20 protein-coding genes and 1 riboswitch are annotated in these 20916 nt (G+C 69.4%); of the genes, 6 read left to right on the top strand and 14 right to left on the bottom strand.

What is annotated here, in order from left to right; all coding sequences use genetic code 11:
• Positions 1-6 precede the first annotated feature (6 nt).
• From ACWCOV_RS13985 to ACWCOV_RS13975, 3 genes are read right to left on the bottom strand one after another with little or no spacing between them, the layout of a single operon-like run.
• On the bottom strand, positions 7-834 hold the full coding sequence (locus ACWCOV_RS13985) for a carbohydrate ABC transporter permease (RefSeq protein WP_449829612.1): 828 nt from the start codon (positions 832-834) through the stop codon (positions 7-9).
• Complete coding sequence (locus ACWCOV_RS13980; protein WP_449829611.1) at positions 831-1796, bottom strand: carbohydrate ABC transporter permease; 966 nt, start codon at positions 1794-1796, stop codon at positions 831-833. The genes ACWCOV_RS13985 and ACWCOV_RS13980 overlap by 4 nt, the downstream gene beginning before the upstream one ends.
• Before the next feature lie 4 nt (positions 1797-1800).
• Positions 1801-3123, bottom strand: coding sequence for an ABC transporter substrate-binding protein (locus ACWCOV_RS13975; protein ID WP_449829610.1), 1323 nt, complete (start codon positions 3121-3123; stop codon positions 1801-1803).
• A gap of 162 nt (positions 3124-3285) precedes the next feature.
• Between ACWCOV_RS13975 and zapE the strand changes: the two genes are divergently transcribed.
• From zapE to ACWCOV_RS13955, 4 genes are read left to right on the top strand one after another with little or no spacing between them, the layout of a single operon-like run.
• Positions 3286-4296, top strand: a complete 1011-nt coding sequence (gene zapE, locus ACWCOV_RS13970) for a cell division protein ZapE (RefSeq protein WP_449829713.1) — start codon at positions 3286-3288, stop codon at positions 4294-4296.
• A gap of 25 nt (positions 4297-4321) precedes the next feature.
• A complete protein-coding gene (locus tag ACWCOV_RS13965) occupies positions 4322-4951 on the top strand; it encodes a hypothetical protein (RefSeq protein ID WP_449829609.1) in 630 nt (209 codons plus the stop codon).
• A 14-nt stretch (positions 4952-4965) separates the two neighbouring features.
• Positions 4966-5832, top strand: a complete 867-nt coding sequence (locus ACWCOV_RS13960; RefSeq protein WP_449829608.1) for a polyphosphate kinase 2 family protein — start codon at positions 4966-4968, stop codon at positions 5830-5832.
• Between the two features lie 52 nt (positions 5833-5884).
• Entirely contained in the window at positions 5885-6265 is a 381-nt protein-coding gene (locus ACWCOV_RS13955; RefSeq protein WP_449829607.1) for a VOC family protein, read from the top strand.
• Between the two features lie 4 nt (positions 6266-6269).
• On the opposite strand, the gene ACWCOV_RS13950 is transcribed toward ACWCOV_RS13955, so the two are convergent.
• Entirely contained in the window at positions 6270-7433 is a 1164-nt protein-coding gene (locus ACWCOV_RS13950) for a Clp protease N-terminal domain-containing protein (protein ID WP_449829606.1), read from the bottom strand.
• Positions 7433-7660, bottom strand: coding sequence for a ribbon-helix-helix protein, CopG family (locus ACWCOV_RS13945; RefSeq protein WP_449829605.1), 228 nt, complete (start codon positions 7658-7660; stop codon positions 7433-7435). Before ACWCOV_RS13945 ends, ACWCOV_RS13950 begins: the two co-directional genes overlap by 1 nt.
• 45 nt (positions 7661-7705) lie before the next feature.
• Between ACWCOV_RS13945 and solA the strand changes: the two genes are divergently transcribed.
• Positions 7706-8839, top strand: coding sequence for an N-methyl-L-tryptophan oxidase (solA, locus tag ACWCOV_RS13940; RefSeq protein WP_449829604.1), 1134 nt, complete (start codon positions 7706-7708; stop codon positions 8837-8839).
• Here the strand turns inward: solA and ACWCOV_RS13935 are convergent.
• The 5 genes from ACWCOV_RS13935 to ACWCOV_RS13915 form a co-directional block, all read right to left on the bottom strand.
• Positions 8836-9630: a sirohydrochlorin chelatase gene (locus ACWCOV_RS13935; RefSeq protein WP_449829603.1), complete on the bottom strand. Its 795-nt coding sequence runs from the start codon at positions 9628-9630 to the stop codon at positions 8836-8838. The genes solA and ACWCOV_RS13935 overlap by 4 nt on opposite strands.
• A complete protein-coding gene (locus tag ACWCOV_RS13930; protein WP_449829602.1) occupies positions 9627-10913 on the bottom strand; it encodes a sulfate adenylyltransferase subunit 1 in 1287 nt (428 codons plus the stop codon). The genes ACWCOV_RS13935 and ACWCOV_RS13930 overlap by 4 nt, the downstream gene beginning before the upstream one ends.
• Positions 10913-11869 carry a sulfate adenylyltransferase subunit CysD gene (gene cysD, locus ACWCOV_RS13925; protein ID WP_449829601.1) on the bottom strand — a complete coding sequence of 319 codons (957 nt, stop codon included), beginning with the start codon at positions 11867-11869 and terminating at the stop codon, positions 10913-10915. Before cysD ends, ACWCOV_RS13930 begins: the two co-directional genes overlap by 1 nt.
• Positions 11866-12552, bottom strand: a complete 687-nt coding sequence (locus tag ACWCOV_RS13920; RefSeq protein WP_449829600.1) for a phosphoadenylyl-sulfate reductase — start codon at positions 12550-12552, stop codon at positions 11866-11868. Before ACWCOV_RS13920 ends, cysD begins: the two co-directional genes overlap by 4 nt.
• A gap of 219 nt (positions 12553-12771) precedes the next feature.
• Positions 12772-14457, bottom strand: coding sequence for a nitrite/sulfite reductase (locus ACWCOV_RS13915; RefSeq protein WP_449829599.1), 1686 nt, complete (start codon positions 14455-14457; stop codon positions 12772-12774).
• A 516-nt stretch (positions 14458-14973) separates the two neighbouring features.
• Here ACWCOV_RS13915 and ACWCOV_RS13910 point away from each other — a divergent pair.
• Positions 14974-16818 (top strand): glycoside hydrolase family 9 protein, encoded by a 1845-nt coding sequence (locus ACWCOV_RS13910; protein ID WP_449829598.1) that lies wholly within the window; start codon positions 14974-14976, stop codon positions 16816-16818.
• Between the two features lie 23 nt (positions 16819-16841).
• Here the strand turns inward: ACWCOV_RS13910 and ACWCOV_RS13905 are convergent, their stop codons facing one another.
• From ACWCOV_RS13905 to ACWCOV_RS13890, 4 genes are all read right to left on the bottom strand, one after another.
• The gene (locus tag ACWCOV_RS13905) at positions 16842-17171 is read right to left on the bottom strand and encodes a hypothetical protein (RefSeq protein ID WP_449829597.1); all 330 of its coding nucleotides are present in this window, start codon (positions 17169-17171) and stop codon (positions 16842-16844) included.
• Positions 17172-17210: 39 nt separating this feature from the next.
• Positions 17211-17681: a GbsR/MarR family transcriptional regulator gene (locus ACWCOV_RS13900; RefSeq protein WP_449829596.1), complete on the bottom strand. Its 471-nt coding sequence runs from the start codon at positions 17679-17681 to the stop codon at positions 17211-17213.
• Between the two features lie 48 nt (positions 17682-17729).
• Positions 17730-19178: a glycine hydroxymethyltransferase gene (locus tag ACWCOV_RS13895; protein ID WP_449829595.1), complete on the bottom strand. Its 1449-nt coding sequence runs from the start codon at positions 19176-19178 to the stop codon at positions 17730-17732.
• A 28-nt stretch (positions 19179-19206) separates the two neighbouring features.
• Positions 19207-19288: riboswitch (ZMP/ZTP riboswitch) on the bottom strand.
• Entirely contained in the window at positions 19285-20913 is a 1629-nt protein-coding gene (locus tag ACWCOV_RS13890) for an acyl-CoA dehydrogenase family protein (RefSeq protein ID WP_449829594.1), read from the bottom strand. Its footprint overlaps the riboswitch before it by 4 nt.
• Between the last annotated feature and the right edge of the window lie 3 nt (positions 20914-20916).

Genomic DNA, 20916 nt, shown 5'->3' with positions numbered 1-20916 from the left:
TGTGAGCTAGTTCTTGACGGCGCCGAGCATCATCCCGGCGACGAACTGCCGCTGCATCCGGACGTAGACGATGACGACCGGTACGACGGACAGCGTGAGGCCGGCGGTGAGGGCCGGCCAGTTGGTGGAGTACTGACCCATCAGCGTGAACAACACCGGCTGCAGCGGCAGCGAGTCGGTGTTGCGCAGCACCGTGTTGGCGATCAGGAACTCGTTCCAGGTAGAGAGGAACTGGAAGATCACCACGGTCGCGATCCCGGGCCGGGTGAGCGGCAGGATCACCCGGCGGAAGATGGTGAACTCGCTGCCGCCGTCCACCCGGGCCGCCTCGATTAGCTCGTCCGGCAGCGTCTGGAAGAACGCCCGCATCAGGAACATCGCGAACGGCGCCGACCCCGAGATGTAGAGCACCAGCAAGCCGGTCTGGGTGTCGAGCAGCCCGAGCGACTTGAGCTCGAGGTAGAGCGGGATGATGAGCGCCGTCGAGGGCATCATCAGGGTGGTCAGCAAGAGGACGAAAAGGGTGTTGCGGAAGGGAAAGTCGAGTTTCGCGAAGGCGTAGCCGCTCAGCGTCGCGAAGACCAGCACTCCGGCGACCGTGACCGACGTGATCCAGACGCTGTTCCAGAAGTGCAGCGGGAACTCGATCGACGTCCACGCCTCCTGGTAGGCCTTGCCGGTGACCGACCGGGGAAAGAACGGCCCGTTGAAGATCGTGTTCTGCTCGCGCAGCGAGGTGAGCAGCATCCAGACGAACGGGAACGCCATCAGCACGCAGAACGGCGCCAGCACGAAGGTGGCGAACGACTTCCCGGCCCACGACTGACGTTTCATCGGTCCGCCTTCCTGGTGAGCCAGAGCTGGGCGATGACGGCGAGCGTGCAGAGCACCATCGTCACGACGCTGAACGCGCTGGCGTAGCCGAGCTGCGGGATCGACCCGGACGTCGAGCCGAACGCGAGCGAGTACAGGTAGGTGCCGAGCACCTCGCTGGCGTGGTTCGGCCCGCCGCCGGTCATCACGAAGATGACGTCGAAGGCCTTGAACCCGTTGAGCAGGCCGAGGCTGACGACCAGGCCGGTGACGACCCGCAGGCTCGGGACCGTGATGTGCCGGAACTGCTGCACGGTGTTGGCGCCGTCCACGGCCGCGGCCTCGTACAGACTCGGGTCGATGCCCTGCAGCCCGGCGTAGAAGATCAGCATCGTGAAGCCGATCCCGCCCCAGACCGTCACCACGATGATGGCCGGCAGCACCGTCTTCTGGTCGGCCAGCCACGGATGCTGCAGGCTGTCGAGGCCGACCGCCCCGAGCAGCCGGTTGAGGGTGCCGATGTTCGGGTCGTAGATGAGCTTCCACAGCACCGCGGACACCACGAACGAGACGATGCCCGGGATGAACAGGATCGTCCGGACCAGGACGCCGACCTTCGGCCAGACGGCGTTGACGAGTACGGCGGTGACGAGGCCGAGGAACGTGAGCAGTGCCGTGGTGACCCCGGTCAGCACCAGGGTGATCACCATCGCCCGGCGCGCGACCGGGTCGGACAGCATCCGGCTGTAGTTGTCGAAGTTCACGAACCGCGGCGCGCCGAAGCCGCCCCACGACGTCAGGCTCAGGTACGCCGTGTACAGGATCGGCCAGAGCACGAACGCCAGGAACAGCGCGAACGTGGGCAGCACGAACAGGTAGCCCGCCGCCCGCTGCGACCGGCGCAACGGCGAGCCGAACCGGTACGACGTACGGCGGGGGAGCGCAGGTGATGTGGTTTCCGGCCGGGACAGGGCTGTCGCCATCCGATCAGCCGCCCTTGGCGTTCAGCACGGCCTGCTGCATCTCCTTCGCGACCGTCGCCGGGTCGCCCTTGCCGTCGAAGATCTTGGCCAGCGGATCGCCGGCCGCGACCGAGCCGGGACCGAACGGGATGTGCGGGCAGCCGTCGCCGTCGAGCAGCCAGGACGTCATCTGCTTCATGATCGGCAGCTCGATCCGGTTCGCCGCGCTCTTGGTGGCCGGCATCGAGTTGGACTCGTTCATCGTGGGGGAGTACTCGTCCGCGGAGTACAGGAACTTCAGGAACTCCAGCGCGGCGTCCTTGTTCTTGCTGGTCGCCGAGACGGCCCAGCCGGCGCCGGCCTGGTTCGCGGTCCAGTGCCGCTTGCCCGGCGCGATCGCCGGCGTCTTCATCACCTTGTACTTCTTCACGAATGCCGGGGGAGCGTCCTGGACGAGTCCCTGCGGGGTCCAGGAGCCGTTGAACAGCATCGCGGACTTCTCGGTGTAGAACAGCTGCGGCGCCTGGTCGCCGCTGGTGCCCGTGGTGCCGGGCTGGAACACGCCGCCCTTGACGATCTTCTGCTGCAGCTTGATCGCGTCGACGACCTTCGGGTCCTCGTACGTCGCGCCGTCCTTCAGCTGGTCGAGCTTCAGGTAGTACGTCGGGTCGTCGGCGACCTGGGTGATCAGCGGCAGGAAGAAGTCCAGCGAGCTGGTCGTCGGGTTGCAGCTGAGCGCCACCGGATGCTTGCCGATGGCCCGGATCTTGGCGGCGGCCGCGATCAGGTCGTCCCAGGTCTCGATCTCGTCCTCGCCGACACCGGCCTTCGCGAGCAGGTCCGGGTTGTAGAACAGGCCGAACGTCTGCGCCATCCAGCCGACCGCATACTGCTTGCCGTCCAGGGTGTACTCCTGGTTGGCCGAGTCGAAGAAGTCCTTCAGGAAGTCGTCGCCGAGCTCCTGCTTCAGGTCGGCGGAGACCCCGCCGGTGCCGTAGGTGAGCGCGCGCGTGTGCGGCGCGAAGATCTCCGGGACGTCGCCGCCGGCCACCGCCGCCTGCAGGGCGGGCAGGTACTGGTCCGGGGTGCCGAAGATCCGGTTCTCGATCTTGATGTTGCTGTGCGCCGCCTCGAACTTCTCGATCAGCTTCGGGAACTGGGCCTCCTGGTCGTTGTACCAGGACCACATCCGGACCACGGCCTTCCCGCCGCTCGTGGTGCCGCCACCGCTGTCACTGCCGCCGCACGCGGCCAGGGCCGGCCCGAGCCCCAGTGCGGCGGCGCCGCCCAGCGCCCCCTTCAGTACCGTCCGCCGGCCCACCGTGCCGGCATCCCGCCGTTCGCCCATACCGACTCCTCAGTCAGTCACCTCACGAACCTCACATCAACTTCCTAACTGAAAGTAAGAAAGTGGTCAAGGTCACGTGGAAGTTTCCCGGAGTTTCCGTGCCGGCCCGGTGAGACGGCGATCGGTGGGGCGTGGGTCCTCGCACTTAGGGTTGGGCGCATGGTGATTCGGTTGAGTGAGCGATGGCCGGAGGTGAGCCCGGACCGGCTGCTGTCCGAGTGTGTGCCGCCGCCGCGGTTCGCCGACGTCCGGTTCGCCACCTACCAGCCGGCGCCCGACGAGCCTTCACAGGCCGAAGCGCTGAGCGTCCTGACCGAGCGGGCGGTCGGACTGGCCAAGCCGAAGCAGGCGCCGAGTCTGTGGTCCCGGCTGCGCAAGCGCACCGAAGCACCCGGAAAGCCGGGGATCTACCTCGACGGCGGCTTCGGCGTCGGCAAGACCCACTTGCTCGCGTCGCTGTGGCACGAGGCGGCCGGGCCGAAGATGTACTGCACGTTCGTGGAGCTCACCAACCTCGTCGGGGCGCTCGGCCTGCGCACAGCCGTCGAAGCCTTGTCGTCGTACCGGCTGATCTGCATCGACGAGTTCGAGCTGGACGATCCGGGCGACACGATGCTGATCTCGCGGCTGCTGGGTCAGCTGGTCGCGGCCGGCGTCGAGCTGGCGGCCACCTCGAACACGCTGCCCGACAAGCTGGGGGAGGGCCGGTTCCAGGCGGTCGACTTCCTCCGCGAGATCCAGGCGCTGGCCGCGAACTTCGAGGTACGGCGGATCGACGGGCCGGACTACCGGCACCGCGGCCTGCCCGTTGCGCCCGAGCCCTGGCCGGACGACAAGGTGGAGGCGAAGGCCGCAGAGCGTGCCAACGCCTCGTGCGACCACTTCGTCGACCTGCACCGGCACCTGTTCGAGCTGCACCCGAGCAAGTACGGCGCTCTCCTCGACGGTGTCGAGACGGTCGCGATCACCGACATCCGGCCGCTGACCGACGAGAACGTTGCCCTGCGCATGGTTGTTCTCGCCGACCGCATCTACGACCGCAACCTGCCGCTGCTGGCCGGCGGCGTGCCGCTGGACCAGCTGTTCTCCGCCGAGATGCTCAAGGGCGGCTACCGCAAGAAGTACCTGAGGGCGCTCTCCCGGCTGATCGCCCTCGCAAATGCCGCGGGTTAACCGCCGGGCGTGGTTACCTGGGCTGGTGACTGGGGAGCGCCGTACTGCTGTGGTCTCCGTCGGACTGCTCGCGGTCGGGATCCTGCTGCTGGCGGCCGGCGGGTTCGTGCACTTCGACGACTTCTCGGGCACGGCAAGCGACGAGCGGAATCTGCCGCTGGGCGCGATCGCCGTCGTCGTGGCGATCGCCGGCGTACTGGTTGCCTGGCGGCATCCGTCGGCTCGACTGTGGTTCGGGATCGCGCTGGGTGTATTGCTCTCGTTCCTGCTCTGGCAGGGCCTGACGAACCGTGGCTTCCGGTTCATCTGGGCGCACGACGAGGGCGAGCTGGGCCTGCTGGAGGTCGTGCTCGGGCTGCTCGCAGCCGTCCTGATCGCCACCGGCCTGCAGCCGAGCCCGCGGGTGCGCGGCGGGCGATGGATGGTCCGGGTCGCCGCCTACCTGTGTGGCACCGCGGCACTGGTGCTCGTCGCGGTCATCGCCGGTACGGCGTACTACGACGCAACCGACTGTGCGAGCGGCGACTCCGACTGCCTGTCGCTGCTGGGAGGCATGGTCTGGGGCCTGCTGTCGTTGCCGGTGGCCGCGGTGGTGATCGCGGTGATCGAGGTGGTTCTGCACCGTCGGCGCAACCGCGAATCGCCGGGTGAATAGGGCAGGATGGTGCGATGGCGAAGCAGAAGAAGAGCCAGGCGGACACGGGTGGGCTGCTCGAGCAGTTGAAGGTGCCGTCGGGGCCGGTGGATCTGAGCAAGTACGACACGCGTGCCACGCCTGGGTTCACCGGGACCAAGGACGAGGGCAAGCTCGCGCTGGAGAACCTCGGTGCCGAGGTGTCCGACTGGCAGGAGCGTCTGTACGCCGAAGGCCGCAAGAACGGGCAGCGCAGGGTGCTGCTGGTCCTGCAGGGGATGGACACGTCCGGCAAGGGTGGCGTGATCCGGCACGGCGCGGGGCTGATGGACCCGCAGGGCCTGAAGATCACGTCGTTCAAGGCGCCGACGCCGGCCGAGAAGCGGCGCGGGTTCCTGTGGCGGATCCGGCAGGCGCTGCCCGGTCCGGGGATGATCGGGATCTTCGACCGGTCGCACTACGAGGACGTGCTGATCGCCCGCGTCCGCAACCTGGTCGCGCCACCGGTGTGGAACCGGCGCTACGGCCAGATCAACGACTTCGAGGCCGAGCTCGCGGCGAACGGCGTGACGCTGCTGAAGTGCTTCCTGCACATCTCGCCGGAGGAGCAGCTGCTCCGGTTGCAGGCGCGCCTGGACGACCCGACCAAGCACTGGAAGTACAACCCGGGTGACGTCGACGAGCGGAAGCTCTGGCCGGCCTACACCCAGGCCTACGAAGCCGCCCTGGAGCGCTGCAACAGCCCCGAGGCGCCCTGGCTGGTGATCCCCAGCGACCGCAAGTGGTACCGCAACTGGGCCGTGACCACGATCCTCCTCGAGACGCTCAGGTCGCTGAATCCGCAGTGGCCGGCCGCCGACTTCGACGTGGACACCGAGAAGAAGCGCCTGGCCGCCACCTGACCTGTGCACCGCGGCCCGAGTTGGGTACACAGGAGGCGGAAGGAGCACAACGATGAGCGCGGTTTCCGTTCGGTACATCGTCAGCGACGTCGACGCGGCGGTCGACTTCTACACCAAGCACCTCAGGTTCGAGGTGCAGATGCGGCCCGGGCCGGGGTTCGCCGGGATCACCCGTGGTGATCTCCGGCTGCTGCTGTCCGAGCCGACGGGACCCGGTGGCGCGGCCCAGGCCATGCCCGACGGGCGCACACCGGAGCCGGGCGGCTGGAACCGGATCCAGCTGGAGGTCGACGACCTCGAGTCCACGGTCAACGCACTCCGCGCGGACGGAGCGTCGTTCCGGAACGAGATCGTCACCGGCCGAGGTGGGCTGCAGATCCTGCTGGACGACCCATCCGGCAACCCGATCGAGCTCTTCCAGCCGACGACGTAGCCCTTCAGTCCTCCGGGTCGATGTTGTGGCGGCGAAGGAGGGCCCGAAGCGCGGCGACCTGCTCGTGGAGGCGCTCGTTCTCGTCCAGTACGGCGTTGAGCTCGGCGAGCAGGTGGTGGCGACGGCCGTAGGTGGTCCAGGCGGCTGCGGCCTCGGGCGTGGTCCAGGCGGTGTCGGCCTCGTCGGTGAGGTAGCCGGAGACGGCTGACTCGAGGCGCTGGCGGTGGTCGATCCACTCGTGCGTCTTGCGCCGTACGTCGTCGAGCTCGTTGCCCAGCTTCATCAGGATCTGGGCCGCGACGCCCTCGCCGTCGCGGAGGAGCCCGAGCAAGAGGTGCTCGGGGCCGAGAATCTCGGTGCCGAGCCGGCGGGCCCGTGCCTGTTTCCAGCCCGGCGTCGCTGCCTCCTGGTAGGCGTGCTCGAGCGTGCTCTTCGCCCGCGGCGTGAACGGGACTGCGCCGGTGGGGCCGCGGCCTGCGCCCCGGCCGACGATCTCCACCACCAGGTCGCGCACGGCCGGCGCGGTGACACCCAGCCCGGCCAGGACTTTCGCGCCGCCGCCCTGGCCTTCCTCGATGATCCCCAGCAGCAGGTGCTCGGTCCCGATGAACGTGTGGTTGAGCCGGCGGGCCTCTTCCTGCGCGAGGACGACGACCCGCCGGGCCGAATCGGTGAACAACTCGAACATTCCGCCTCCCCTCCGCAACAGCTCGTCCTCGACGGCGGACGTGAGGTCCTGGATCTCGTCCTCGAGCAGCAGGTCGACCCTGAGGTGCTCCTGCAGGTCCTCGGCGGTGACATGCTCTGGCTTCAGCCGCTCGCCGATGAACTCGGTCACCTCGTCGGCCGAGACCCCGTCGGAGGCGATCCGGTCCAGCAGCTCGTCGACCTCCTCGACCGGCTCGAGCCGCAGCTCGGACCGGTTCATCGAGCAGAACTGCAGCACCACCGCCACCGTCACGACCCGGTTCGCGCCCTCGAACGCGCGCGCCCGGACCAGCCCGGCCAGCAACACCCCCGCCGCCTCGGCCAGTCCGCTGGTACGGCGTACGTCGCTCAGCACCTCGTCGACCGCATCGAGGTCCGTCCGCCGGACCGCGTCGTCCGAGGAGCACCGCAGCACGCGGGCCGCGATCGCGAGGACGTCGTACTGGTCGAGGAAGCGCATCAGTCGTCTCCGCGGAGCCGGCGCAGCGACTCCTCGTGGCGGGCCAGGTTCTCGTCCAGGAGCCGGCTGAAGCGGCCGTCCTGGCGACGCTGGTCCACCAGGGCGGCGATCGCCTCGCGGGCGACGTCCGACACCGACCTGCCCTCGACCGAAGCCACTGTCTGCAACCGCTCCGCCAACTCCGGATCCAGCCGCAACAGGATGTTCTTCGTCCCGTCCTTCGCCATGGATAGCAAGATATCACGCTATCAACGACTGGATAAGGTGAGCGGGTGGAGACTCTGCGAGCGGATGTCGTGGTGGTTGGGCTGGGCGCGTTCGGGTCGGCGGCGTTGTGGCGGCTGGCGGCGCGGGGGGTGGACGTGGTCGGGATCGAGCGGCAGGCGATCGGGCATCCGTTCGGGTCGTCGCACGGGAGTACGCGGCTGTTCCGGGTCGCGTGCATGGAGCACCCGGGCCTGACGCCGATCGCGCGGAAGTCGCTGGAGTTGTGGACCGAGCTCGGGGAGCGGACGGGCGAGGTGTACGTCCGGCAGACGGGGTCGCTCAATGTCGGTGCACCGGACAGCCACCCGGTGAGCGGCGCGCGGCGCGCGGCGGCCGAGGCGGGCGCGTCGACCACCGACCTGAGTCATGACGAGCTGGCGAGCAGGTTCCCGCAGTACGACCTGGGCGCGGACGATGTGGCGGTCTGGGATCCGGGTGCGGGCATCTGCTACGCCGAGCCGACGGTTCGCGCGCAGGTCGCGGAGGCGCGGAAGATGGGCGCCACGGTGTACCCGCACACGATGGTGACCGGGATCGACGTCGAGGCGGGGCACGTGACGGTCCGGACGCCGACGATCGCGATCGAGGCGGAGCAGGTCGTGGTGTGCGGCGGGGCCTGGCTCGGGAAGCTCGTGCCGGGGTTGCCGTTGTCGCCGCGTCGTACTCCGCTGTTCTGGTTCCAGCCGAAGGACGCGGGGTCCGAGGCGTTCCGGTTGGAGAATTTCCCGGCGTTCATCTGGGAGTTCACGGACGGGCGCGGATTGTGGGGGCACGGGTCGGACGAGGACTTCTTGGTGAAGGTCGGCCTGGACGGTGCGCAGCGGGACCGTGGGGTCGATCCGGACGAGCTCGATCGCTACATCCATCCGCGGAAGGACATCGCGGAGTTGTCGGCGGCGATCGCGGAACACTTCCCAGAGCTCGATCCGGAGCCGGTGAAGGTGATCCCGTGCATGGTGACGGACTCGCCGGACGGTCAGTTCCTGGTCGGGCGGCGGGACGAGCGGCTGGTGATCGCCGGCGGCGACAGCGGCCACGGCTTCAAGCACTGCGCCGGGGTCGGCGAGCTTCTGGCCCAAATCACGACGAAGGAGACGCCCTATACAGACGTCTCCTTCGTCGATCCGTTGCGGTACTAGGCGGTGCGGACGAGCTCCGGTCGTACGACGGTCGGGCGCGGTGCCGGGGCCAGGGTGAGGAGGTCCAGGCCGGCTACGCCATACCGGAGGAGCACCAGGCGGGCTACCTCGGCGCTCACGCCGAGGGGGCGTGAAACGGCGACTGCGCCGGCGCGGCGAGCGGTCGACTCGGCGCGGTCGGGGAGCACGCCCGGCGCCAGGAAGAGGGATCCGACAGCGACATGCCGGCGGCCCTCCAGGCGCCACTGCAGGACGGCCTCGGCCGGGGACGGCGACGCGGCGCAGGTGAAGGCCGCGGTGACCGGCAGCTTGTGCCGCTGACCCCACAGCCGCGCCAGGCGGGTGACGCTCGCGTTCGCCTGCGAGTCGCTCGACCCGGCGCACGCCAGCACCAGCGCGTCCAGCTCCCGCACCCGGCCGTCCTTGAGCTCGGCCCGCATCCGCCGGTCCAGGACGTCGAGCAGCGTCTCGTCGTACCCGAGCACGTCCGAGGCGATGATCCGCAGGTCCGGGAACCGGGTGCGGGCCTCGTCGACGACGGCCGGGACGTCGATCCGGGCGTGGTACGCCGACGACAGCAGCAGCGGCAGGATGACGACTTCCTCCACACCCTCGGCGGCGAGCTTGCCGATCACCTGGTACGGCGTGGGCGGGCAGTGGTCGAGGAAGGAGGCCTCGATCCGCAGGTCGTCACGCGTGTCGCGCAGGCACTTGACGAGCGAGTGGACGGTGGCGGCCGAACGCGGGTCGCGGCTGCCGTGGGCGAGGATCACGAGCGCTGGAGCAGTCACAGCAGTTCCCCTTCTTCGTCGTCGATCATGCCGGCTGCGAGCGTCCACCCGTCGTGGGCGTCGATGAGCAGGAACGATCCGGTGATGGCGTTGCTGGAGTACGGGTCGGCGGCCAGTGGTGCGGCGACCTTGAGTTGCACCTTGCCGATGTCGTTGAGGTCGAGCCCGGCGGCGTCGATGACTCCGAGCGTGTCCAGGTCCAGCGCGCCGTTGATCTTGGTCACGATGGCCTGGGCGGTGGTGGTGGTGTGCTTGATCAGCACCCGGGCGCCCACGCTCAGCGGGCGGTCGGACAGCCAGCACACGGTGGCGGCCAGTTCCCGGCGGGTGCCGGGGGAGGCCTCGGCCGCGACGATCACCGAGCCGCGGGCGACGTCGATGTCATCGGCCAGCCGGACCGTGACGGCCTCGCCGGCGACCGCGGACGGCCGTTCGGCGACCGCGGTCGAGGTCGCGGTGACCACGGCCTTGTCGATGCCGGCGACCGAGGTACGGCGACCGGCCGGCAGCACGACCACCGGGTCGCCGACCGAGACGGTGCCGGAGGCAACGGTTCCGGTGTAGCCGCGGTAGTCGCGGTACTCGTCGTCGGTCTGCGGCCGGATCACGTACTGGACCGGGAACCGCAGCGGCTGCTGCGAGTTGTCGATCCGCCCGGTCGCGTTCTCCAGGTACTCCAGCAGCGTCGGCCCGTCGTACCAGGCGGTCTCGGCGGAGCGCTCGACCACGTTGTCCCCGACCAGCGCGGACACCGGGATGGCGTGCACGTCGGCGATCCCGAGCTGGTCGGCCAGGTCGTTGACGTCCTTGGCGATCCCGGTGAAGACGGCCTCGTCGTACCCGACCAGGTCGATCTTGTTCACCGCGAGGACGACGTGCGGGACCCGGAGCAGCCCGGCGACGGCCAGGTGCCGGCGGGTCTGCTCGAGCACACCGTGGCGGGCGTCGACCAGGATGATCACCACGTCCGCGGTGGACGCGCCGGTCACGGTGTTGCGGGTGTACTGCACGTGCCCGGGGCAGTCGGCCAGGATGAACGAGCGCTTGTCGGTGGCGAAGTACCGGTAGGCGACGTCGATCGTGATGCCCTGCTCACGCTCGGCCCGCAGACCGTCTGTGAGCAGCGCGAAGTCGAAGTCGCCGCCACGGGCCTCGGACACCGTCTGCACGTGCGCGATCTGGTCGGCCAGGATCGCCTTGCAGTCGTGCAGCAGGCGGCCGACCAGCGTGGACTTGCCGTCGTCGACGGAGCCGGCCGTGGCCAGGCGGAGGAGCGTGCTCATCAGAAGTACCCCTCTCGCTTGCGGTCTTCCATCGCGGCCTCGCTGACCCGGTCGTCGGCACGGGTGGCGCCACGCTCGGTCAGCTCGCTGGCCGCCACCTCGACGACCACCTCGGCCGCCGACGTCGCCGTACTCGCCACGGCGCCGGTGCAGGACATGTCGCCGACGGTGCGGTAGCGCACCACCCGGTTGGTGACGGTCTCGCCGTCGCGGGGCTGGGAGTACGGGCCGACGGCCAGCAGCATGCCGTCGCGCTCGAAAACGTCCCGCTCGTGGGCGTAGTAGATGCTCGGCAGCGGGATCTGCTCGCGCTCGATGTAGTGCCACACGTCCAGCTCGGTCCAGTTGGACAGCGGGAACACCCGCACGTGCTCACCCGGGCGGTGCCTGCCGTTGTACAGCGACCACAGCTCCGGACGCTGGTTGCGCGGGTCCCACTGGCCGAACTCGTCGCGCAGGCTGAAGATCCGCTCCTTGGCCCGGGCCCGCTCCTCGTCGCGGCGGCCGCCGCCGAACACGGCGTCGAACCGGTGCCCGTTGATCGCGTCCAGCAGTGGGATCGTCTGCAACGGGTTGCGGGTGCCGTCGGAACGCTCCCGCAGCCGGCCGTCGGCGATGTAGTCCTCGACGCTGGCCACCTCCAGCCGCAGCCCGAGCGCCTTGACCGTGGCGTCGCGGTAGGCGAGCACCTCGGGGAAGTTGTGGCCGGTGTCGACGTGCAGCAGCGAGAACGGGACACCGGCCGGCGCGAACGCCTTCCGGGCCAGGTGCAGCATGACGATCGAGTCCTTGCCACCGGAGAACAGGATCACCGGGCGCTCGAACTCGGCCGCCACCTCGCGGAACACGTGGATGGACTCGCTCTCCAGCGCGTCCAGCTCGGTGACGGTCGTGGTGCTCAGGATGGCCTCCGGGGCGGCGATGGAATCGGTCGGCGTGTCGATCGTGGCGGTCATGTGTGGAGCCCGCATTCGACCTTGCCCGTTCCGGCCCAGCGGCCGCTGCGCGGGTCCTCACCGGGGGCGACGCGCTGGGTGCACGGTTCGCAGCCGATCGAGGGGTAGCCGTCGTACTGGAGCAGGTTCACCAGCACGCCGTTGTCGGCGATGTAGGCGTCCAGGTCCTCCTGGGTCCACGGCGCGATCGGGTTCAGCTTGACCATGTCGCGCTTCGCGTCGTACTCGACCACCGGAGTGTTCGCCCGGGTCGGCGCCTCCTCGCGGCGGATGCCGGTGACCCAGGCCTTGTAGCCGGACAGGTACCGGTTGAGCGGCTCGACCTTGCGGAGCGCGCAGCACTTGTTCGGGTCGCGGTCGTGCAGCTTGGCGCCGTACTCGGCGTCCTGCTCGGCGACCGTCTGCTTCGGGGTGGCGTTGATCAGGTTGATCGGCAGCGTCGCAGCCACCGCGTCGCGGGTGCCGATCGTCTCGGCGAAGTGGTAGCCCGTGTCGATGAACAGCACGTCGACACCAGGGGCCGCCTCGGCCGCGAGGTGGGGGAGTGCCCCGTCTGCCATCGAGGCGGTCACCACCAGTTCGTCACCGAAGGTCTCCCGCGCCCACGCCAGCAGCTCGTGCGCCGAGGCGTCGGCTAGTCGTTCGTTCGCCTCTTCGGCGAGCGTCTTCAGATCCGTGCTCATTCCACCGTCACCCGCAGTCCGATCATCTTCAGCTGGAACACCCGTGCACACGGCCGGCACTCCCACGCGCCATGGCCTTCCTCGGAAGGACGAAGGTCCTCGTCCCCGCAATAGGGGCAGTACAACGGTGCTGCGCGTTCACTCATCGCCGTCCTCGCTTCGCTGCGGCGGCGACGAGTGATGCACTGCTGTGCTGAATGGTGAACTCGCTTCGCTCGTTCACTGAAGTGCCTCCTCGTCCGCTCGGGTGACCCACTGGGCGAAGCGCTCGCCCTCGTTGCGCTCCTTCAGGTAGTTCTGGGTGACGCGCTCGACGTAGTCGGCCAGGCCGGCCGAGGTGACCTTGTGGCCGCGCAGCTTGCGGCCGAAGCCGGCGTCCAGGCCGAGGCCGCCGCCGAGGTGGACCTGGTAGCCGGGGACCTGGTTGCCGTCCGCGTCGCGGACCAGCTGGCCCTTCAGGCCGATGTCGGCGACCTGGATCCGGGCGCAGGAGTTCGGGCAGCCGTTCACGTTCACGGTGATCGGCACGTCCAGCTCGGGGATCCGCTGCTCGAGCTCGTCGATCAGCTGCGCGGCCCGGGCCTTGGTCTCGACGATCGCCAGCTTGCAGAACTCGATCCCGGTGCAGGCCATCGTGTTCCGCCGCCACGCCGACGGCCGGGCCTGGTAGCCCAGCTCGGCGAGCTGCTCGACCAGCGACTCGACCTTCGACTCCTCGACGTCGAGCACGATCAGCTTCTGCTGCGCGGTGGTCCGGATCCGGTCCGATCCGTGCGCGGCCACGACGTCGGCGACCTTGGCCAGCGAGCTGCCGGACACCCGGCCGACCACCGGCGCGACGCCGACGTAGTACCGGCCGTCCTTCTGCTGGTAGACGCCGACGTGGTCGCCCTGGACCGCGGGGATCTCGGGCGCCGGGCCGTCGATCAGCTTGCGCTTGAGGTACTTCTCCTCGAGCACCTCGCGGAACTTCTCCGCGCCCCAGTCGGCCACCAGGAACTTCAGCCGGGCCCGGGTCCGCAGCCGGCGGTAGCCGTAGTCACGGAAGATGCTGGTGACCCCCCACCAGGCCTCAGCGACCTCGTTCAGCGGGATCCAGGTGCCCAGCCGCTGGGCCAGCATCGGGTTCGTCGACAGGCCGCCGCCGACCCACAGGTCGAAGCCCGGCCCGTGCTCGGGGTGGACGACCCCGACGAAGGCGATGTCGTTGACCTCGGGTACGACGTCGTGCGACGGGTGACCGGTGAGCGCGGTCTTGAACTTCCGCGGCAGGTTCGAGAACTCCGCCGACCCGATGTACTTCTCGACGATCTCGTCGATGGCCGGGCTCGGGTCGATGATCTCGTCCGCGGCGATCCCGGCGACCGGGCTGGCGATCACCACGCGCGGCACGTCGCCGCAGGCCTCGGTGGTGTACAGCCCGACGGCCTCGAGCTTCTGCCAGATGGCCGGCACGTCCTCGACCCGGATCCAGTGCAGCTGGATGTTCTGCCGGTCGGTGATGTCGGCGGTGTCGCGCGCGTACGTGGTGGAGACCTCGGCGATCACCCGCAGCTGCTCGGTGCTGAGCTGGCCGCCCTCGATCCGGACTCGCAGCATGAAGTAACGGTCGTCCAGCTCCTCCGGCTCCAGCGTCGCGGTCTTGCCGCCGTCGATGCCGGGCTTGCGCTGGGTGTAGAGACCCCACCAGCGGAACCGGCCGCGCAGGTCGGCCGGGTCGATCGAGTCGAAGCCGCGGTGCGCGTAGATGTTCTCGATCCGGGCCCGGACGTTGAGGCCGTCGTCGTTCTTCTTGTTCTCCTCGTTCTTGTTCAGCGGCTCGCGATAGCCGAGCGCCCACTGACCTTCGCCCTTGCCCTTGCGTGGGCGGGCGGGCTTGCGGGGAGCAGACGTGACGCCAGTCATCCGGGAGGGTGTCCTTGTCCTCGTGACAGGTGCGTCCGCGGGCTGCGGGATCGAAGCGTCGTCGGTTCGATGCGTTCCGCGGTGCGCACCCAGCGGTGATCGGGGGTGATCAGGGGGCCGTCGTTGGCCCGGCGGGGTGGCTGTCAGAACATCGAAGGACAACAGATGGCGCTGCGCATCCGCCCGAGGTCGACGTGAATCCGACCTACGAGATGAGTGGAGCGGGCAGCGAGCATGGTGTTAAGCGTCAGCGCCAACGCCTGACAAATCAACTCCCAATCCTGCATGGTGAGACCAGATCTCACGATGCGGCTATCTCTACACGTCTGGTGGTGATTGTTTCCGGCCGTTTCCGAGCCTCCACGGCCCGGAATCGCCGCCACCGAGAGATGCCTCACACTGCCGCCCGCCCGGCGCCCGAAGCCTGGTTGACCGAGGTCTGTACGCGGCGGTAGCCGGTGCGCTACCTTGCGGGCAACCATTAGGAAAGTTTCCTAACGATTGGGGTGGTCGCTGGTGGGATCCTTGCGTCGCGTCGTGTCGATCGGGCTGGTCGCGGGCCTGGCCCTGGGGCCGGTCACCACGGTCAATGCCGCGCCGGGTGGGGTGGTGCGGGTCAACCAGCTCGGGTACGGCGCTTTCGACGGCAAGTCGGCGTACCTGATGACTCAGGGTGCGGTGGCGGGGAAGGCGTTCCACGTTGTCGACCGCCAGGGGCGCCGGGTCCTGACCGGGAAGGTCGGCCGGGATGCGGGGGAGTGGAACGCGAAGTACCAGCACGTCTACGCGCTCGACCTGTCCGCGCTGAGGCGGCCGGGCAGCTACCGGGTCGAGGTGCCCGGGGTCGCGTCGTCGCCGACGTTCGAGGTGGAGGTCATGGGGGAGCGGCTGCTGACTGACGCCAAGGACAAGGGGGTCGGCTTCTTCACCGAGCAGCGGGACGGGGTGAACGTCGTACCAGGCACGCTCGGGCGGCAGCCGGTGCACCTCACCGATCGGGCAGCCGACGTCTACGACTGGCCGGTGTTCGCCGGTCCGGACACGGATCAGAGCGTCGGCGAGCTGCGCCGGATCGGCGGTCCGGTGGATGTCGAGGGTGGCTGGTACGACGCCGGCGACTACCTGAAGTTCACGCACATCGCGGCGTACTCGGAGTCGTTGCTGTGGGCCTCGGCCCGGGACGCGCGCCGGCCGGACCGCGAGGTGCTGGCCGAGGCGCGGCACGGTCTCGAGTGGCTGGACAAGATGTGGGACGAGCGGACGAAGACGCTCTACATCCAGGTCGGCGTCGGGACCGGCAACGTGGAGGGGACGTTCGTCGGCGATCACGACGTCTGGCGGCTGCCGCAGGTGGACGATCAGCTGACCGATCCGTCGGAACGGTTCTTACGCAACCGGCCGGTGTTCCGCGCCGCGGCGCCTGGGCAGTCGATCAGCCCGAACCTGGCCGGGCGGACCGCGGCGGCCTTCGCGCTCGCGGCCCAGGTCGAGGCGCGCACGAACCCGGCGAAGGCTCGTCGTTATCTGGAGACCGCTGCCCAGATCTTCGGCCAGGCGCAGACCACCGGCGTCGGGCAACTGGTGACCTCGCTGCCGTTCGCCTTCTACCCGGAGTCGGCCTGGCGGGATGACCTCGAGTTGGGTGCCACCGAGCTTGCCCTGGCTGCGCAACGGCTGCGCGACCCGCGGGCAGGCGGCTGGCTGAAGCAGGCTGGCTACTGGGCGCGGCAGTACATCGAGCACGAAGCTGGTGGCGACACACTCAACCTGTACGACGTCAGCGCCCTGGCCCACGCGGATCTGATCGGGGCCGCTCGCAACGATCGCCAGTTGGTGCGTGAGTTGGCGGCTGACCTGCGGGCGCAGTTGCAGATCGGGGTCGGCCGTGCGGCGGCGGATCCGTTCCGGGCCGGAGCGCAGTACGACAACTTCGACGCCGTACCGCATGCCTTCGGGCTGGCGGCGACTGCCGAGCTGTACCGAAAGGCGACGGGCGACCGGCGGTACGACGACTTCGGCCGGCAGCAACTGGACTGGACCTTCGGCGCCAACCCGTGGGGCGTGTCGTTCATGGTCGGTGTCGGGGCGAACGGCGAGCGGTGCCCGCACCACCAGATCGCCAACATCCTGGGCAAGGAGCTGACCGGCGCGGTCGTCAACGGCCCGAACTCGGCGGGCTTGTTCGAGGACGGCCTGGGCGGCCACCTCGACGGCATGAATCCGTGCCCGGCCGACGGTGTCGACCGGTACGCCGAGTTCACCGGCCGCGGCTCCCGCTACGTCGACGACGTCCGCTCCTGGCAGGCATCCGAACCAGCCGACGACTTCGCCGCAATCGCCGTCTACGCCCTCACCCGCTGAGGTCAGACTCGCGCCGACCCGCGTCACCGCTGCTGTCGTGCGCGCCGCGTCATGACCGCGGCGGGGATGCCGACCGCGAGCAGGACCGGGGTCGCGGCGGCGATCCCGAACCAGAGGAAGATGGCGAGGTAGCCGTAGGCAGCGTTGTCCACGTTCGCGTCCGCCGTGACGAGCAGGACGACGCTCACCGCGAGCGCAACCGCCATCAGGGCCGCGATGATGATCGCGAGCCAGGTGAGAATCCTCGCCCAGCGCCGGTAGCCGGCGCTGATCGCCCGGGGGTGCGGCGGCGCGTACGCCGACGGCGCGGCAGGCATCGGGGGCGGGTGCGGGCCTGGCCGCTGTTCAGACATGGGCCCAGTTTTACTGTGCACGGCCCCGAAACACCATTCTCACCGCTGCGCCGCGCGTCGGCTCTTGATGAGTTGGTCGAGGTCTTCGTGGATCAAGGCGAAGAAGTCGGCGGCCTCGGTCAGGCGATGGCCGACCGGGGTGTCCGCGCCGAAGAGGTCGGCGCCGGCGCGGCTGGTGGACTCCCACTCGGCGAGCGCGCTGTTGCGGCGTTCCAGGATCACGGAGAAGACGTCGTCGCGGATCCGGTAGTGGTCCTTGCGCGACCCCGGGATCCGCTCCCGCGAGATGAAGCCGACCTGCAGCAGCTGCCGTACGGCGCCGGACACCGCCGGCTGGCTGATCCGCAAGGACTCGGCCAGCTCGGCGGACGTCAACGTGCCGGTCGGGCTGACCAGCATCCGCCCGATCACCCGGGCGGACATGGTCGGCACGCCGCTGTTCGCCAGCACGCCGGCGAAACGCTCGACGAACTGGCTGATCTCCTCCGGAGCCGGGTCAGGGTGCGGCATGGCCGCACCCTACCGCAACTATCACAACTTTCTGATAGTTCGAGCCGGTCAGCTGAGCTCGAGACCCGGGTACAGCGGGTGCTTGTCGAGCAGCTCCGCGGACGCGGCCTTGGTCTTGTCCGCGACGCCGTCGGCCAGCACGTACTTCGCCTTCGACGGCGCACCGGCCGACGTGGTGGTCGGCGTGGTCGAGGACAGCACGTCGACGATCAGCTCGGCGACCCGGTCGAACTCGTCGGCCCCGAAGCCACGCGTGGTCAGCGCCGGCGTGCCGATCCGGACGCCGGAGGTGTACCAGGCGCCGTTCGGGTCCCGCGGTACGGCGTTCCGGTTGGTCACGATGCCCGAGTCCAGCAGCGCCGACTCGGCCTGCCGTCCGGTGATCCCGTACGACGACACGTCGAGCAGCACCAGGTGGTTCTCGGTGCCGTCGGTGACGAGCTTGACGCCACGCTTCATCAGGCCGTCGGCCAGCGCGACCGCGTTGTCCGCGACGGCCTGCGCGTACTCCTGGAACGACGGCTGCCGGGCCTCGGCCAGCGCGACCGCCTTCGCCGCCATCGTCTGGCTGAGCGGGCCGCCGAGCACCATCGGGCACCCGCGGTCGACGGCGTCGGCGTACTCGGGCTGGCACAGCACCATGCCGCCGCGCGGGCCGCGCAGCGACTTGTGCGTGGTGGTCGTGGTGACGTGCGCGTGCGGCACCGGGTCGAAGTCGCCGGTGAACACCTTGCCCGCGACCAGGCCGGCGAAGTGCGCCATGTCGACCATCAGGGTCGCGCCGACCTCGTCGGCGATCTCGCGCATCTTCGCGAAGTCGATCTTGCGCGGGTACGCCGAGTAGCCCGCGATCAGGATCAGCGGCTTGAACTCACGAGCCGTCGCGGCGACCTTGTCGTAGTCGAGCAGCCCGGTCTCCGGGTCGGTGCCGTAGGAGTGCTGGTTGAACATCTTGCCGGAGATGTTCGGCCGGAAGCCGTGGGTCAGGTGACCGCCGGCGTCCAGCGACATGCCGAGCATCTTCTGGTCGCCGAGCGCCTTGCGGAGCTTGGTCCAGTCCTCCTCGGTCAGGTCATTGACGTGCTTGGCGCCGGCTTCGGCGAGCGCGGGGGACTCGATCCGCTGGGCCAGGATCGCCCAGAACGCGACCAGGTTGGCGTCGATGCCCGAGTGCGGCTGGACGTAGGCGTGCGGGGCGTCGAACAGCGCCTTGGCGTGGTCGGCGGCGGCCTGCTCGACGGTGTCGACGTTCTGGCAGCCGGCGTAGAAGCGGTGCCCGATGGTGCCCTCGGCGTACTTGTCGGACAGCCAGTTGCCCATCGTCAGCAAGGTGGCGGGGGAGGCGTAGTTCTCGCTGGCGATCAGCTTCAGCGAGGAGCGCTGGTCGGCGAGCTCGGACTTGATCGCGCCGGCGATCGTCGGCTCGACGGAGGCGATCACCTCGAGCGCGTTGCGGTACGCGGCCGATGCGGCGGCGGCATCGAAGGGTTGAGTCATCGTTGTCTCTCCTGCGGTTGCAGTGGGTCGAAGGCACCCAGGCGCACGGTGCCGACGGTCTTCGCTCCCCGGTGGTTCTCCACCTCAGCGCGCCAGTCGCGACGCCTCACCCTATCGTGCGCTCGACGATCGCCTGGAACGGTGTGGTCCTCGGCAGCGTGCCGAAGACGCCGCCCCAGTCGTGGGCCAGCCGGGACGCGACGAACGCGTCCGCGACGTCGGGTGTGGAGTGCCGGATCAGCAGCGAAGCCTGCAGGCACAACGCCATCCGGGCGGCCAGCCGGCGGGCCCCTGCTTCGGCTCCTTCGATGTCAGCAAGCGCTTGCAGTACGTCGTTCACCGCGGCATCGAGCCGGTGGTCGGCGCCCTGGACCGTGGCGAGCTCCGTCAGCCACGCCTCGAGCGACTCCGGCCGCCGGAGCGCCCGCAGTACGTCGAGCGCGTTGACGTTGCCGGATCCTTCCCAGATCGAGTTCAACGGCGACTCCCGGAACAACAACGGCATCCCGGACTCCTCGACGAACCCGTTCCCGCCGAGGCACTCCAAGGCCTCCGCCACCATGAACGACGTCCGCTTACAGACCCAGAACTTCGCCAGCGGAAGAGCAATCCGCCGGAACGCCGCCTCTTGCTCGTCTCCGTTGACTGAGGCGTCTACGGCGGCCGCGAGGCGCATTGCCAAGGTGGTGGCGGCTTCGCTTTCGATCGCGAGGTCGGCGAGGGCGTTTTGCATTGCGGGCTTGTCGGCCAGGAGGCTGCCGAAGGCGGAGCGGTGCTGGGCGTGCCAGATGGCTTCGACGAGGGCTCGGCGTTGCAGGGCGGCGGAGCCCAGGACGCAGTCGAGGCGGGTGGCGGCGACCATTTCGATGATGGTGCGGACGCCGGCGCCCTCGTCGCCGAGGCGGTAGCCGACGGTGCCGTGGAACTCGACCTCGCTGGACGCGTTCGACCGGTTGCCGAGCTTGTCCTTCAGCCGCTGCAGGGCAAACGCGTTCCGGTTGCCATCGGCAAGCACCCGCGGCACCACGAAGCAACTCAGTCCTTCCGGCGCCTGGGCCAGCACCAGGAAGACGTCGACCTGCGGCGCCGAGCAGAACCACTTGTGCCCGTTCAGCTGGTACTCGCCGTCGCTCCCGGTCGGCGTCGCGGTGGTGAGGTTCGCCCGGACGTCGGACCCGCCCTGCTTCTCCGTCATCCCCATCCCGGCGAGCACGCCGGCCTTGTCCGCCGGGGGCAGCCGGCGGACGTCGTACTGCGTCGACGCGAGCTGCGGGATCCACGCCTTGGCGAGCTGCTCGTCGGCCTTCAGCGCGGGTACGGCGGCGTACGTCATCGAGATCGGGCAGCCGTGACCGGGCTCGACCTGGGACCACAGGTAGAAGCCGGCGGCCCGGGTCAGGTGCGGCGACGGCCGGTCGCTGGTCCACGGCGCCGCCTGCAGGCCGAAGCCGACGGCCTGCTCCATCAGCCAGTGCCAGGACGGGTGGAACTCGACCTCGTCGACGCGGTGCCCGTAGCGGTCGTGGGTGCGCAGCACCGGCGGGTTCTGGTTCGCCGGCAGCGCCTGCGCGAGGGCCTCCTCGGACCCGGCCAGCTCGCCGATCCGGCGCAGCCCGGGATCGTTCGCGAGGCCGCCGTACGGACGCAGAGCGTCACCGAGGGCCGCGTCCCGGGTGAAGAAGTTCACCCCCCGCAGTGGTGGGGCCTGATTCGTTACCGCGAAAGGGTCCGCCATGTC

Source organism: Kribbella sp. NPDC002412, assembly GCF_053592935.1.
This window is presented reverse-complemented; position numbering and strand designations above follow the sequence as displayed.